Annotated in this window: 15 protein-coding genes and 1 riboswitch; of the genes, 4 read left to right on the top strand and 11 right to left on the bottom strand. The window is 50.7% G+C overall.

What is annotated here, in order from left to right:
* The first annotated feature begins 97 nt into the window (after positions 1-97).
* Positions 98-1,141, top strand: coding sequence for an AI-2E family transporter (locus tag B4N58_RS03670; RefSeq protein WP_291745896.1), 1,044 nt, complete (start codon positions 98-100; stop codon positions 1,139-1,141).
* Between the two features lie 30 nt (positions 1,142-1,171).
* Here B4N58_RS03670 and B4N58_RS03665 read toward each other — a convergent pair whose 3' ends face one another.
* A complete protein-coding gene (locus B4N58_RS03665) occupies positions 1,172-1,930 on the bottom strand; it encodes a hypothetical protein (protein ID WP_414673803.1) in 759 nt (252 codons plus the stop codon).
* Between the two features lie 117 nt (positions 1,931-2,047).
* Positions 2,048-2,220, top strand: a riboswitch (yybP-ykoY riboswitch).
* Positions 2,221-2,223: 3 nt separating this feature from the next.
* Between B4N58_RS03665 and B4N58_RS03660 the strand changes: the two genes are divergently transcribed.
* On the top strand, positions 2,224-2,802 hold the full coding sequence (locus B4N58_RS03660; protein ID WP_291745891.1) for a TMEM165/GDT1 family protein: 579 nt from the start codon (positions 2,224-2,226) through the stop codon (positions 2,800-2,802).
* The gene (locus tag B4N58_RS03655) at positions 2,792-3,520 is read left to right on the top strand and encodes a phosphatase PAP2 family protein (RefSeq protein WP_291745888.1); all 729 of its coding nucleotides are present in this window, start codon (positions 2,792-2,794) and stop codon (positions 3,518-3,520) included. The genes B4N58_RS03660 and B4N58_RS03655 overlap by 11 nt, the downstream gene beginning before the upstream one ends.
* Here B4N58_RS03655 and B4N58_RS03650 read toward each other — a convergent pair.
* From B4N58_RS03650 to B4N58_RS03610, 9 genes are all read right to left on the bottom strand, one after another.
* A complete protein-coding gene (locus B4N58_RS03650; protein WP_291745885.1) occupies positions 3,429-5,054 on the bottom strand; it encodes a phosphoethanolamine transferase in 1,626 nt (541 codons plus the stop codon). The two genes, B4N58_RS03655 and B4N58_RS03650, sit on opposite strands and share 92 nt — an antisense overlap.
* 70 nt (positions 5,055-5,124) lie before the next feature.
* On the bottom strand, positions 5,125-5,454 hold the full coding sequence (locus B4N58_RS03645) for a YnfA family protein (RefSeq protein WP_291745882.1): 330 nt from the start codon (positions 5,452-5,454) through the stop codon (positions 5,125-5,127).
* Between the two features lie 9 nt (positions 5,455-5,463).
* Positions 5,464-5,856, bottom strand: a complete 393-nt coding sequence (locus B4N58_RS03640) for a hypothetical protein (RefSeq protein ID WP_291745880.1) — start codon at positions 5,854-5,856, stop codon at positions 5,464-5,466.
* Between the two features lie 26 nt (positions 5,857-5,882).
* Positions 5,883-9,002 (bottom strand): efflux RND transporter permease subunit, encoded by a 3,120-nt coding sequence (locus B4N58_RS03635; RefSeq protein ID WP_291745878.1) that lies wholly within the window; start codon positions 9,000-9,002, stop codon positions 5,883-5,885.
* Between the two features lie 12 nt (positions 9,003-9,014).
* Positions 9,015-10,127, bottom strand: coding sequence for an efflux RND transporter periplasmic adaptor subunit (locus B4N58_RS03630; protein WP_291745875.1), 1,113 nt, complete (start codon positions 10,125-10,127; stop codon positions 9,015-9,017).
* Positions 10,128-10,129: 2 nt separating this feature from the next.
* The gene (locus B4N58_RS03625; protein WP_291745872.1) at positions 10,130-10,708 is read right to left on the bottom strand and encodes a hypothetical protein; all 579 of its coding nucleotides are present in this window, start codon (positions 10,706-10,708) and stop codon (positions 10,130-10,132) included.
* Positions 10,705-11,952, bottom strand: a complete 1,248-nt coding sequence (locus B4N58_RS03620) for a TolC family protein (RefSeq protein ID WP_291745870.1) — start codon at positions 11,950-11,952, stop codon at positions 10,705-10,707. The genes B4N58_RS03625 and B4N58_RS03620 overlap by 4 nt, the downstream gene beginning before the upstream one ends.
* A gap of 84 nt (positions 11,953-12,036) precedes the next feature.
* Positions 12,037-12,375 carry a hypothetical protein gene (locus B4N58_RS03615; RefSeq protein WP_291745867.1) on the bottom strand — a complete coding sequence of 113 codons (339 nt, stop codon included), beginning with the start codon at positions 12,373-12,375 and terminating at the stop codon, positions 12,037-12,039.
* Positions 12,376-12,415: 40 nt separating this feature from the next.
* Positions 12,416-13,072, bottom strand: coding sequence for a cation diffusion facilitator family transporter (locus B4N58_RS03610; RefSeq protein ID WP_348680808.1), 657 nt, complete (start codon positions 13,070-13,072; stop codon positions 12,416-12,418).
* A gap of 45 nt (positions 13,073-13,117) precedes the next feature.
* On the opposite strand from B4N58_RS03610, the gene B4N58_RS03605 reads away from it, so the two are divergent.
* The gene (locus tag B4N58_RS03605) at positions 13,118-13,510 is read left to right on the top strand and encodes a MerR family transcriptional regulator (RefSeq protein WP_291745864.1); all 393 of its coding nucleotides are present in this window, start codon (positions 13,118-13,120) and stop codon (positions 13,508-13,510) included.
* A gap of 288 nt (positions 13,511-13,798) precedes the next feature.
* Here the strand turns inward: B4N58_RS03605 and merR are convergent, their stop codons facing one another.
* Entirely contained in the window at positions 13,799-14,206 is a 408-nt protein-coding gene (merR, locus tag B4N58_RS03600) for an Hg(II)-responsive transcriptional regulator (protein ID WP_291745861.1), read from the bottom strand.
* Between the last annotated feature and the right edge of the window lie 89 nt (positions 14,207-14,295).

Here is a 14,295-nt window from a genome sequence, read left to right as displayed (position 1 = left end):
CACTCCGTGGTTGAAAGTCAATCAAGCGGGTTTGCTTGCGACAGTTCCCACTTTGCCCATGCAAACTTAGCGCAACATTAGTTCATTCATCCAAAACATGACACCCTCGAACTTTTCACAATCCGCCCACGAGTTTTCATTAAGCAGGGTACTGATCGTTGTTGTATGGATTTGTGCCGCATGGTTCTCGGTGCTTGCGTTGCACCTTACACCGGCCGTTTTCGCGATCTTGATCACTTATGGGGCCACTACACGTTTGGCACATCGCCTGAAAGCTTGGCTGCCAGCGCTTCGTCACGTTGAGGCAATCGCTTTGTTGCTGGTTTTGTCAGCCATTGCTCTGGGTTTGGGTGCCTCACTGGAATATCTGCTGGAATCGGGTTCAGCCAACGTGGGCGTGCCTGCGGTGCTTGAACGTTTGTCTAAGGTACTTGATCAGTTGCGCCTTGCCCTGCCTGCCGCCTTGTCGGCTCATGTGCCCGCTTCAATTGACGGGGTTCGTGCCGCAGCGGCTGCCTGGCTTCAAAATCATGCGAGTCAGCTTCAAACCTGGGGAGGGCACACTCTTCGCGGTGTGGGCTATGTACTCGCAGGCACCGTGATTGGGGCCTTGTTAAGCATTCAACTGAACCGATCAACCGGTAAGGTGAGCAGCAAACACCTGCCACGCTTGCTTCGCCTGCGCTTTGACGAACTGATTGAAAGTTTCACTCACATTGTGTTTGCACAATTCAAAATATCCGCAATCAACACTTTGGCCACTGCCATTTTCCTGCTGGGTGTGCTGCCCGCTTTGGGTACACCCATCCCCTTGGCAGGTACTTTGGTCAGCATCACATTTGTGGCGGGCATGATTCCGATTGTGGGTAATCTGGTGTCAAACACAATCATTGTTGCAATCGCCTTGAGCCAATCATTGACCATGGCAATTTTGGCGTTCATATGGCTGGTGGCGATTCACAAGGTTGAGTATTTTTTGAATGCGCACATCATTGGTTCAAGTATCCGTTCCAAAGCTTGGGAACTGTTGCTGGCCATGCTAGTAATGGAAGCACTGTTCGGGTTGGCTGGCCTAGTTACTGCACCCGTGCTGTATGCACAAATCAAGCACGGTTTGTACAGCCAGGGCTGGCTGGATTAAGCCTCAATGCCAGCCCGGCACAGTTTAAGGTTAATGCGCTTTTGAGCTCGCTTTCTGCTTGAAAGCCAACAGGCACACCACAATAAAACCCAGCAACATGGCCGATGCGGTGTACCGGCTTAGCGCAAGACCACCCATGTCAACCGGCTTGTCAAGGTAATCGCCCACCACAGCGCCAAGGGGTCGGGTTAGCACGAAGGCAAGCCAGAACAGGGTGGTTCTGGAAACACTAGTGAAGAAATACGCACCGACGACAAGCAGCAAAAGTCCACTGAACACCATTGCACCCCCGGTATACCCCAGGCCGGCAGTATCGGCGGTCCAATCGCCCAGCGCTGTGCCCAGTGTTTGCGAGAACATTATGGTGATCCAGTAAAACATTTCTGCTTTTGGGGTGTTCACCGAACTAACTGACACCGTACCCATGGTTCGATACCAGGCAAACAGGGACACGATCAGTAAGGTGGACAAAATTGCGGTTCCACCCGCATAACCTACCCCCAAGGACCTGTCCGCAAAATCCGCAAGTGTGGTGCCCACCGTGGTGGTGGCAATAATGGTGGTCCAATACAGAAATGGGTGAAATCGATCCGCCTTGATTTGTGCAGCGACCGCGATGAAGAAAACTACCGCGAAAATTACTGTGCCCATCAAGTAGCCCAAATTCATGGACATCGACACAGCATCGCCCCCTGTTTCACCCAGTGTGGTGGCTGCAATCTTGATTACCCAGAACAGCAAAGTCACTTCAGGTACTTTGCTCAAAGCCGCTCTGGCGGTTTCCTTCAAGTCGTGGTTTTGCATGCCGGTGTTCTCCAATCGATTAAATGATGGTGGACTGTTCGCTTATTTCAATTCGCCTGAAATTCACGGAATTTGGAAGTTTTTACGATTCCGGTTAACATCCCATCACTCATTGGGGAGTAGCCTCCTTTTCTCGAAAAGGGCTTGCATCAACATACTTGGCCCAAAAGCCATGGTGCAAGCGGTTTCCACACTTGGCAAGACCTTTGACTGCATTTCCACCGCTTCGGCCTGGGTGGAATGTGGTCATTTGGTTCTCAAGGCCGTGGAATTTTGTAATGGAAGCTTTTCTCGTGTCCACCGGTGTTGTTGCACTGGCTGAAATCGGTGACAAAACCCAATTGCTGGCCTTGCTTCTGGCTGCGCGTTTCAAAAAACCCATTCCCATCATTCTTGGCATTTTGTTGGCCACCCTGCTGAACCACGGCTTGGCTGGAGTAGTGGGAGGCTGGGTCACGGCGAATGTTGGTGCGCAAACTTTGAAATGGATTTTGGGTGCGTCGTTCCTGGCGATGGCTGTGTGGGTGTTGATTCCTGACAAGATTGACGATTCTGGTTTGTCTTTCACCCGTCGGCTTGGCGTTTTTGGCACCACATTCATTGCGTTTTTTCTGGCTGAAATGGGCGACAAAACACAGGTTGCGACTGTGGCCATGGCGGCTCACTATGCCAGTGTGTTTTGGGTAGTGGTTGGCACCACGCTGGGCATGCTGATCGCCAATGCACCGGCTGTGTTGCTTGGCGACAAGCTAACCCAAAAAATTCCAGTGCGATGGGTACACATCAGCGCCGCTATCTTGTTCGCCTTGCTGGGTGTGGCAACCCTCACAGGGCTTGGAGATCAATTTGTTTTCTGAAAACTCACGTCCCACGCACCACTGGGCAGCTTGGACGCTGCTCGGTGTGTTCATCGTTTTTTTGAACTGCTACACCGGCTGGGATCAAGCCATTTCCAATGTATTTTTTGACCCGCAGGCAGCCAGTTTTCCACTGAAGCAAAACCAGTGGCTTAGTTTGCTGTTGCACGACGGGTTGCGCTGGCTTGCCGCGGGCATCTGGCTGGTTTTTGTTTTGCTACTTTGCTTAAAGTCTGTCAGGCAGGTCTATTGGAAAGAAATTCTTTTTATCCTGTTGGTTAGCTTGCTGGCCGCGCTGGTGGTGAGCGTGCTGAAATCCCAGTCTTCACACAGTTGCCCCTGGGATTTAAATCTGTATGGTGGAACAGCCGATTATTTTCGGCTGTTTCAAAACACCCATGCTGTTGCAAACCCGGGGCCTGGAAAATGTTTTCCCAGCGGGCATGCATCCACCGCATTCATGTGGATTGTATTGCTGTACAGCCCAATGCCGTGGCTAAAGCGGCATCAAGCGACAGTAGCCATGGTGGTGCTGTTCATGGGCGGGCTGGCCAGCGGCGTGCAAATTGCCAAAGGAGCCCACTTCACAAGTCATGTGCTTGCCACCGCGTGGCTTTGCTGGGGGGTTAGCTTGCTCGCCGTTGACGTTCGAAATACGCTTTCAAGGCATCGGTGCGCTGCGCGCACACGGCACTTTCCACCTCGAAAGTCAACATGAGCGAACAAAACAAATCGTCGTGCGTGAAAGGATAATCTTTGACCAGACTCAAGTCTTCCGTGCGGTAGTCAAAGTTTTTTCCGAACCACAATAGTGACGCCACATGGGTTTGCTCCTTGGGTGAAAAAACATAAGGCGCACCATGCAAATACATGCCCTTTTCACCCAAGGACTCACCGTGGTCGCTCACATACAGCATGGCGGTCTCATGGCTTGCATCAAACTTTTTCAGCAATGCAATGGTTTGCGCCAAAAAATAATCGGTGTACAAGATTGCGTTGTCATAGGCGTTGTTGATTTCCTCGTCGGTACATTTTGACAATTCATTGGTTTTGCACACAGGCTTAAACCGTTCAAACTCTGGCGGATAGCGCTTGTAATAGGCAGGACCATGATTGCCCATTTGGTGCAGCACAATCAGCAGATCTTTGCCGGGGTGTTTGCGTATGTGTTCCTCCAGCCCAACCAGCATACCGGTGTCCCGACATTCGGAATCGCACACCGGATTGACAACAGGGTCTCGAAAATTCTCGTAAGGCAGGCGAACGGCAACACCCTTGGAATCTGAATTGTTGTCGCGCCACAAAATTTCAACACCTTGGCGTTTTAGTACATCCAGCACATTCTCAAACTCATGGACCGTTTCACCGTCAAAACCCTCGCGCCCAGCCAGAGAAAACATGCAGGGCACCGACACGGCGGTCGACGTGCCACATGAATTAACATTGCTCAGAGAAACCACGTCTTCTTTGCCCAGCGCCGGGTTGGTGGGCTTGGTGTAGCCATTCAGTGCAAACCGGTCAGCACGAGCAGTTTCCCCCACGACCATAATAATCAGTTCTCTGGGGTGCTGCGGGTGCTCTTCGTTCAACACAGCATCTGATGCAACCGCTTGAACCACAATCGGGCCAGCACTGCCTTTGATTTTGCTGCTTGCCAGGCGAATGGCCGAGTAAGTGAGGTAAGTTGGGTTGGCGTAAAAGCGCAGGCTTTTGTGTTCACGAAAAAACGAAGCGTATTGAGAAGTAAATGGCACGATCAGCAGTACCATGCCAATGAGCAAACACAAACTGAATAGTGTTTTCGCACGTAGTTCTGTTACGAAGCCTGCAGTCTTGGGCATGCGGCGCAACACATACCAGGCAGGCAGCACACCCATACCCAGCAGGTATAGCAACATGGAAATCGAGAACAGGTCGCCTGCTTCAGCCGCGTTGGTTTGCAAGGTGTTTTCAAGCATGGTTTGATCAATCACTGTGCCATAAGCCGACATGAAATATGCCGCCATGCTTGAGGCGAGCAAATAAAAGGCCAAAACCCATTTGGCTGCTCGTCCATGGCAAAACCAAAGCAGCATGAAAGTTGTGACCAGGGTAAACAACAAAAGTACCGAACTGACGAACAACAAGTTACCGTCGCTAAGCGGATAGGCCGACAGCAACCGGCTTGCAAAGCTGCCATTGGCTACCAGCATAAGAAAAACTGAAACACCGATGATCCAACGGTTTTGCGTAGTAATAATTGTGTGCCACATGCTCTTTCCAAAAAATAACCAAGAAATTAGGTAAGGGATGCACTCGAGTTAACTGCGACAGTGATTCGCTCTATGGGCTTGGTTGCAACATGATAACCGCCATGCCCGCCAAAGCCAGGCCTGCGCCAGCAATGTCCCAGCGGGTCAAACTGATGCCGTCAATCCAATAAAGCCACAGCAGCGCCACCGTGATATACATTCCGCCATAGGCTGCGTAGGTACGCCCCGCAGCCGAAGGGTGCAAAGTAAGCAACCAGGCAAACAAAACAAGAAACCCGATGGCCGGGAGCCACAACCATGGGGACTTGTCCTGTTTCAGAATCAGCCAAGGCAAATAGCAGCCCAAAATTTCAGAAACGGCCGTCACTGCAAACAATGCAGAAAATTTGATCAGCTCCATTTCCCAAACTCAGTTTGTTTTAAATCGAACTGTGGCTTTCTTCTTGTTGGCGAATTCCACTGTGGCCACTGCGGTGTAGCCAGATCCCTTCAAATCCACACCCTCACCCGACAAAAGCACCCCCTGGCCAGCCAGTGTTCTTTCCATTTTTTGATCGGCCACCAGAAACACCACTTTGGCCTTGGCTTTGCTCAAGTCCATCACCTTGCCGTGATCAACTGCATGCAATTGAATATTTTCCGGCTTCACCACCAATTCATACTCGATGTGATTGGATTCAACAACTACACCGCCATGTTTGGGTTCAAGTTTGTGTTCATCTTTTTCCTGTGCCACAGCAAAACCTGAACTCAAGGCCAAAACAAGACCGAAAGTTGTTGTCAGCAATTTGATTGATTTCATTTTCATCTCCTTTCTGTTAAAAAAAATTACAGCGCTTGAGCATCGGATTGCTCCATTAACCTCTCGGCATCCTTGCGCCCAAAAACCCAAAACAATGCTGGCGTTAAAAAGGTATCCAGCAAGGTTGAACTGATAAGGCCAGCAAAAATTACAACTGCAACCGGGTGCAAAATCTCGGTCCCTGGGCGCTCTGCTTCAAACAGCAAAGGTGCAAGGGCAAATGCAGTAACCAGTGCCGTCATCAACACGGGGCTTAACCGTTCCATCGATCCGCGCACAATCATGAACTGCGTAAACTGCTCGTGTTCGAATCGCATCAGGTTGATGTAGTGGCTCACCTTCAAAATACCGTTGCGAACTGAAATACCCGCAAGCGTGATGAAACCAATCAACGCCGCCACCGATAAAGGCTGTCCGGATAACCACAAACCAAGAACCGCCCCCACCATGGCCAAAGGAATATTGCCCATGATGATGGCCGACAGGCGCACCGACTGATAACGGCTGTAAAGCACCGCAAACATCAGGACCAGGGAAATAATGGACAAGAAACCGACCAAACGTGTGGCTTCTTCCTGAGCCTCAAACTGCCCGCCCAGAGTAATGAAATAGCCTTCTGGCAAATCAGTATTTGCAACTGTGGTACGAATGTCTTCAACCACTTCAGAAAGCGCTCTACCTTGGGCGTTGGCAGAAATCACAATTCGCCGTTTCCCGTCGTCCCGGCTGATCTGGTTGGGACCATCACTGTCTTCAATGTCCGCCAAAACAGACAGCGGAACTGCTCCCAAGGGGGTCGGTATCAGCAGGGTCTTGAGTTGCTCCAAGCTACGGTCTTTCTCTGCCAGTTTCAAAACCAGGGCAAAACGACGATTGCCTTCAACCACCTGAGTAATTTTCTCGCCCTCAATCAAAGCTTGCAGAGAATGCAACACTTCCGATGAAGACACTCCATAACGGGATGCGGCATCGTAGTTGATCCGCACCTTGATCTCTGGTGCGAGTACCTGCTTCTCGACTTCAAGGTCAACCAGTCCATCAATTGTTGATAGCTCCGCACGCAGCGTCTCCGCCGTACCCCGCAAGGTATCCAAGTCTTCCCCGAACACCTTGATCGCAATTTGCGAACGTACACCTGAGAGCATGTGGTCAATTCGATGGGAGATTGGCTGCCCCACAGCAATGGCTGCCGGCAAGTTCTGGAGTCGTTCGCGTATTTCAGCTTGTAACTCCGCCATGGGTCGTGTCATGTCACCGGCGGGAATCAAACCCAAATCCAGTTCAGACACATGCACACCTTCAGCATGCTCATCCAGCTCCGCACGACCACTTCGCCGTCCAATGTGCGTAATTTCGGGAATGTCTTTGAGCAACACTTCAGCCTGAGAGGCCAATTTCGAGGACTCTTCCAAGGTGACACCAGGATTTAATCTCATACCAATCAGCAAGGTGCCCTCATTGAAGGGTGGAAGAAAAGTTTTTGCGAAAAAGGGTACAGATGCGCCTGCAACAATTACCGCAATCACACCCGCCCAAATCGCCGCTCTCGGGTTATTCAGCACTCCAGACAAGCCAACCTGGTATTTGGACTTTAACCAAGCCAACACGCGAGTATCGCCATGATCAAGATCCTTGATGCCTGGCAACAGGTAATAAGACAGCACAGGCGTTACTGTGACCGAAACCACCAGCGATGCGAGGGTAGACACGATAAACGCAATGCCTAAGGGCACAAACAACTTGCCTTCGATGCCAGGCAATGCAAACAAGGGAATGAACACCAGAACAATAATGACCGTGGCGTACACAATGCCGGTTCGTACTTCCAGCGATGCTTTGCGCACAAGGCCCACCAGGTCGAAAGCAACACCAGGGTGTTTGGCCCTTTGTTCCTTCAGGCGGCGAAGAATGTTTTCTACGTCTACAACGGCATCATCGACCAAACCACCAATGGCAATGGCCAAACCGCCAAGCGTCATGGTGTTGATTGACAGCCCAAAATACTCAAACACCAAAGCTGTGATGAAAATTGACACGGGGATGGCAACCAGTGCGATCACGGTCGGGCGAATCGTACCCAAAAAGAAAAACAACACTGCAGCAACAAATATCGAAGCGCCAATCAGCTTTCCTTGCAAAGTGGAAATTGAGGCTTCAATGAAACTGGCCTGCCTGAAAGTCACACGCGGTGTTTCCATTCCTTCTGGCAAGCTGCTGCCCATGGAAACCAGGGCTTCTTCAATCCTTTTGGTCAAGGCAATGGTGTCGGCGCTTGGCTGCTTTTGTACGCCCAGAATTACAGCGGGTTTGCCTTCAAACCCGGCGTCGCCCCGTTTAACTGCAGCCGCAAAATCAACCTTGGCGACTTGCTTGAGCAACACTGGCACACCGTCTTTTGAACCCACAGCCACCTTGCTGAGGTCTTCCAAAGACGATGTTCTTCCAAGATTACGAATCAGGTACTCACGCCCATTGAGTGCCAAAAATCCACCCGATGTATTGGATGCGAAACCGCTTAAGGCCTGCTGCAGGTCCTCAATCGTAATGCCCAAATTAACCATCCGCTGCAAATCTGGTTGAACCTGAAACTGGCGTACTTCACCACCAATTGGGATCACCTGTGCCACGCCTTGTATCGATAACAGCCGTGGACGAAGCACCCAATCGGCATACTCGCGCACTTGCATGGGTGTGGTCTTGCTCGGGTCAATGGGTATGGCGATTTGCATGATTTCGCCCATGATCGAACTAACCGGCCCCATCACTGGCGCCACGCCAGCAGGAATCGATTCCTCCAGGCTGGAAAGCCGCTCAGAGACCATTTGACGTGCCCGATAAATCTCAGTATCCCAATTGAAAGTCACGTAAATGAAGGAGAGTCCGGCACTGGACACCGAGCGAATGACCTCGACACCCGGAAGGCCATTCAAGGCAGTTTCCAAAGGAAACGTAATCAACTGTTCGACTTCTTCCGATGCCATTCCACCAGCTTCGGTAATCACGGTGACCGTTGGTTTGTTCAGATCGGGAAATACATCAACCGGTGTTTGGGTCAGCGTATAAGCCCCATACACGGTCAAAATGAGCGCACCGAGCAGTACCAGCAGCCGGTTTTTCAGGCTGCTATCCAATAGCATTTGAAACATAGCGACGCTCCCTTATCGAACCTGGTTGATCAAGGTCGAGCCTTGAACAACCACGCGTTCATTACCGGTCAGGCCACTTCGTACCAACACTTCGACGCCGTTCAGCGGTTCAGTCAATACCACTTTGGGCTCGAATAATTCAGGCTCTTTCTTGACCCAGACAATGGTTTGATTGGCCGCATTTTTAACCACGGCCGCACTGGGAATAGCGATACCGTCAAGCTTCTCGGCCAATTCACCGTAAACTGTCAAGAGCTGGCCTGTTGGAAAGCGTAGGCCGTCAACGTTGCGGGCTTCAAAGACCAAAGACAGCGACTGATTTTTAACGCTACTGGCTGCACCCACATAGTTGAGTTTCAAAGTCTTCTCACCTGCGCGAACCTGGGCAGACAAAAATTCTGGTACGGTATTTGGTTCAAACCAAGTGGTTTCAACTCGGACCACTTTGGGATTCACGATTTCAAACAGCACATCGCCTTCGGAAAAAACCTTGCCAGCAATAGCTGCTGCCGAAGCAACAACACCGTTTGACAAAGAGCGAAGCTCTTCGCGCGAACCAATACCGCCAGATAACGCAGACACTTGCTCACCAAGGCTTTGTACCTGCGCTTGGGTGGCTTGAATTTCTTTCTTGGGTACGGTGTCGGCCAGTAGGGTTAACCGATCCAAGCGTTGTTTGGCCAACGCCAATTCAGATTTCAATTGTGACAATTGCGCCAGTTGGGCAGACTTTTCAAGCGGGGCTTGGGGGGTCTGGATAAACCCCAAAATTTGTCCTTTCGTTACTGGATCCCCAAGTTTCGGAACACCTTTGCTGGAAGGCACAAAAAAACCTCCCAGGCTGGTTTGCACTACACCGCCCGATTGAGGATCCAGCGCCACTTGACCATTCATTTCAATTACCTTGGCCTGCGGTTTTACTTGAACAACTTGTGTTCGCAAGTCCAACTGCCGCTGTGCAGGTTTTGGCAGGAACACCTCGCCTGTGGCAAGTCGCTTAGGGCCGTCCCCAGTGCTTGCAACTGGTGCTTCGTCACCATGATCGTGCCCAGGGCCCGCGTACACAGAAAGCGGTGCTGACAAGCTGAATGCCAATACAGAGAGAACAAACTGTTTTTTCAACATGATTATTTGTCTCCCTTTGATTTAAGACGAACATATCCGACCACGAACACCGCGAGAATCAACAATCCACCAATCCCGTACAAGACTATTGCCGAGAGACGTGACTGCACTTCTTCAACAGGATCGAGCTCATCGTGGTTACCCACAATCAGGTCACCCGCCAAAAGTTCAATGTCTTCGCCTGCGGATACAGTCATGCTGACAGCCACAGTGCCTTCCTCGATTCCTTCGGGCAACTGCGCATCAAATTCGCCTTCGCTGTGCAATTCAACGGGCACTTGCTGGCCGTTCAGTTCAAGTTCCAACTTGGCGTTTTGCACGGGCGCATTGGTGGGGGCATGGTCAATGTAAATTTCAAGCATGCGACCTTTCAAAATGCCAACTGCCTCGAACAATTCCGATTCCATCACGACGCGAGGCGACGCTTCACCAACTGCAACCGGTACTTCATCACCGTGGTCGTGACCCGGGCCCGCATAAGCTGTCGTGGAGAAGAGGAGCGAGCCGGCAAGCACTGCGGCTGACAATACGTTGGTTAAAAATTTGTTCTGTTTCATGACGTTGATCTCAATATTATTCATGGTAGAAGTCCCAAGGCCTGTTTGTAGGCTGAAACTTTTGCGGCATATTCAATGGCAGATTTCCTGGCCAGTTTGTTGGCCTCAAAGGCCTTTTGCTCGGCAATCAGCAAGGTGGGCAAATCGGTTTCACCCAAATCGAATGACTTTTTGTACAACTCGAAGGTTTTTGCGGCCAGCTTGGCCTGCTCTTGGGCTGACACCCTGATTTGCGCGAACAGGTCCAAGTTGCTCTCGGCAGCACGGCCAAGAACAACGATTTGCCGCTGGGTTTTTGTCAGTGCCGCTTCGGCGGCAATGCTTTCACTTTCTGCCTGCAACACCCGGCTTTGATATTCCGACGAGTTGCCCAAAGGAATTCGCGTGGACACCACCAAAGATTTCTCGCTGGCCGAGGTGAACGCACCACGATCGCTGATGATGGCCAAACCCACCTCAGGATTCGCGCGCGACTGGGTTTGCACCAAATCGCTTTGTTGTTGCTGGGCCAACACCTGAAGCTGCGCCAGTTTGATCGCGGGGTGATCCAGCGGTTTCAGCCCATTGGGAATGTCGGTGCTCTCGGTTTGAATCTGTGAAAGCACTGAAACAGGCAAACCGATGGTGGCCGCATAATCCGCACTCACATCACTTAAAGCGCTTTGAGTTCGCGCAAATTCTGCTCGGGTCTGTTCATACAGTGCAGAAGCCTGATAAAAATCGGTTTGGGCCAAGTCACCGGCTTTTACCCGCTTTTCAACATCCACCATCAATTCTTTCGCTGATTTAAGTCGCGCCTGTGCGATTTCTGCATCAAGGTTCGCCGCCAGGGTATTCCACAGCGTTTGACGAACAAGACCAGCGAGCTCAAGTTTTTTCTGTTCAAGTTGCAACTGCACCAACTCAATTTCGGTGTCTCGCAAGGATTGGGTACGCGCCCGCTCATTCCAGTTCCAGATGGGTGCAGACACACCGAGCTCGATTTCTCGCAAGCCTTGGTTGTTGTAGTTCCGGTCCGATCGATACGACCCTTCCAGTGAAAGTGGTTGGGCAGTCAAGGCGCTGGCTGCACTCCTTCTCGCTTTGAATGCTTCAATGCGCTTCAGTGCCGATTGCACTTCTGGATCAATGCTCAAGGCCGATTCAAAGGCATCTTGAACTGTCACTGGGGTTTCCACAGGCATGGCTTGCTGAGTAAACGCAGGCTGAGCAGCGCTTAAAAACAACAGGGCCAGGCAGGTGGACACCACACGGTGTGGTGAATTCATGGGGTATATCTCCAAACAAAACAATGAACTGCCCTTTTCGGTCTGCACAAGCAGGTATCCAAGGGTGGCTAATTCAGGTTTTGTTCAGACCCACTTCGGGCGTTCTATGCGGTTTGACGAGAAAGATTGAAAGCCGTTGAACTCTTCAAGTGCTTGGTCCAAGGCTTTGGGGAGTGTGGCAAAAGTCAACAAACTGGGCAGCACGCTCACACTGTGGGCATGGCAATGGTGGTGATCACCATCGCAGGTTTGGTCTTGCTGTTTGTTGTCCTGCTGTTGATCCTGAGGGGCCTGATGTGCGGCGTGGTGATCATGCCCATCGTGGGTATGAAGCACTGCCTCAATCGCAGATTCATGCTCTGCCCCGTGTCCATGATAGGTTTCTACCGCTGCAAGCGCTGCTTGAAGCGGTAGTACCAACATAAGAAGGACAAGGAAAAACTTTTTCATGGGCGTAAGAGTATCACACACTAGGTTGGTTCAATTCGCGCCATGCTTGAGCGATGATGGTTCTAGCTGCGGTAATACCCAAAGTGGCCATCAACACCGCTACTGCCAAATCAGGCCATGCACTGCCGGTCCAGGCAACCAAGCTGGCGGCTGCAACCACGGCCACATTTCCAATGGCGTCGTTGCGGCTGCAAAGCCACACTGATTGCATGTTCGAGTCGCCTTCACGCCATTTGTAAAGCATCAAAGCTACAGCCACATTGGCAACGAGTGCCAACACCGCTACCACGCCCATGGTCAAAGGTTCAGGAACTTGCCCTGTCCAAAGGCGATACGCCGTGTAGGCCAAAACGCCTACCCCGAAAATTCCGAGTGTGGCACCTTTAACCAGGGCTGCCTTTGCACGAATCGACAGTGCCATGCCCAACACAAAAAGGGAAACAGCGTAGTTCGCTGCATCACCAAAAAAATCAAGTGAATCCGCCAACAGGGAGACAGAGCCCGCTTTCAAACCTGAAGCCACCTCAACGATGAACATACCCAAATTGACAACCAGAGCAACCCACAACACTTTTTTGTAGGTTGGTGAAACTGATTGGGCCGGCTGATGGTCGTGACATGTTGAACAACCTGGCATCTTGAACTCCTGGTGAAATTGCAATACATTCATTAAAAACCCTAAAGTAGCTTTAGAGTCAACCCCTAGGATAAATTGATGAAAATCGGTGAGTTAAGCGAGAAGTTGGGTATAACGGTAGAGGCAATACGCTATTACGAGAAGGAAGGCCTGCTTTGTGCACCAGACCGAACCGCCTCCAACTACCGGATATACGGCGAGCATCATCTCGAAGATTTAGCGTTCGTTGTGTTTTGTCGCAACATTGACATATCGCTAGATGAAATACGCTCCTTACTGAAACTCAAACATTCACCCAGCGAGTCATGCGAGCCAATCAACGATGCCATCGACAATAAATTGACCGAAATCGATAAAAGGCTCAGTCAACTTCAAGCCCTGAAAAGTGAATTACAACGATTACGTGCCAAATGCTTGGGTCATAACACAATAGCGCAATGCGAAATCATAAAAACATCGTTAATAATTTAGGTATCGAACGTTCAATTAAAGAAGTGCAGGTAAACGCAGTAGTCGCTTTTTACTAGGCTCAACGCCACGTGAGAACAACAATCGACCACTGTCGGCCTCTGCGTACAAAGCTGGAAACAATTTAATATCAACCTTGTCTTACCAATCAAGATTGTCATTATCATCAATCCAGCTTGTGTTGGTTAATGCCATCGTCACTGTCACCTGATCCACCAGGACTATAGATTTGCGGCAAACTTTACACAAATCGACGCAGTATAGGTAACCCTTTAGGGCTGCATGATGGGATTAATCATCACCCACCAATGCATCAATAATGGGGCAACTGGTCGAGTCGTCTGTTGCATTGCACCGAGCCACAAGCTGCAACAATGTATCTTGCATTATAGTCAGGTCGCGGATTCTCTCGCTAACAGATTTCAGCTTGCTTTCGGCCAGATCTTGGGTTTCGCGGCAGGAACTAGCGTTGCTCAAAACCAGCAGTTCAGACACCTCTGCCAAAGTAAAACCCAATAACTGGGCGCGTTTGATGAAACGGATCTGCTTGATGTCCCCGGCGCCATATTTGCGGGCACCCTGCAGGGGTTTGACAGGTTGTGCCAGCATGCCAACGCGTTGGTAGTAGCGAATTGTTTCAACGTTCACGCCAGCAGACTGGGCCAGCCCGCCGATGGTCAATGTACGTTTCTGCATCATGCCTGTTGACTCCGTACTTTGGTACGGTTTCCACAATACCATTTTCACACTGCATTCAGAGTAATTAGTCGGTCCTGAATAACTCGGTT

The organism is Limnobacter sp. UBA3528 (assembly GCF_002377005.1).
Taxonomy (GTDB): Bacteria; Pseudomonadota; Gammaproteobacteria; order Burkholderiales; family Burkholderiaceae_B; genus Limnobacter.
Note: the sequence above shows the minus strand (reverse complement) of the source record. Positions and strands in the feature narration are given on the sequence as shown.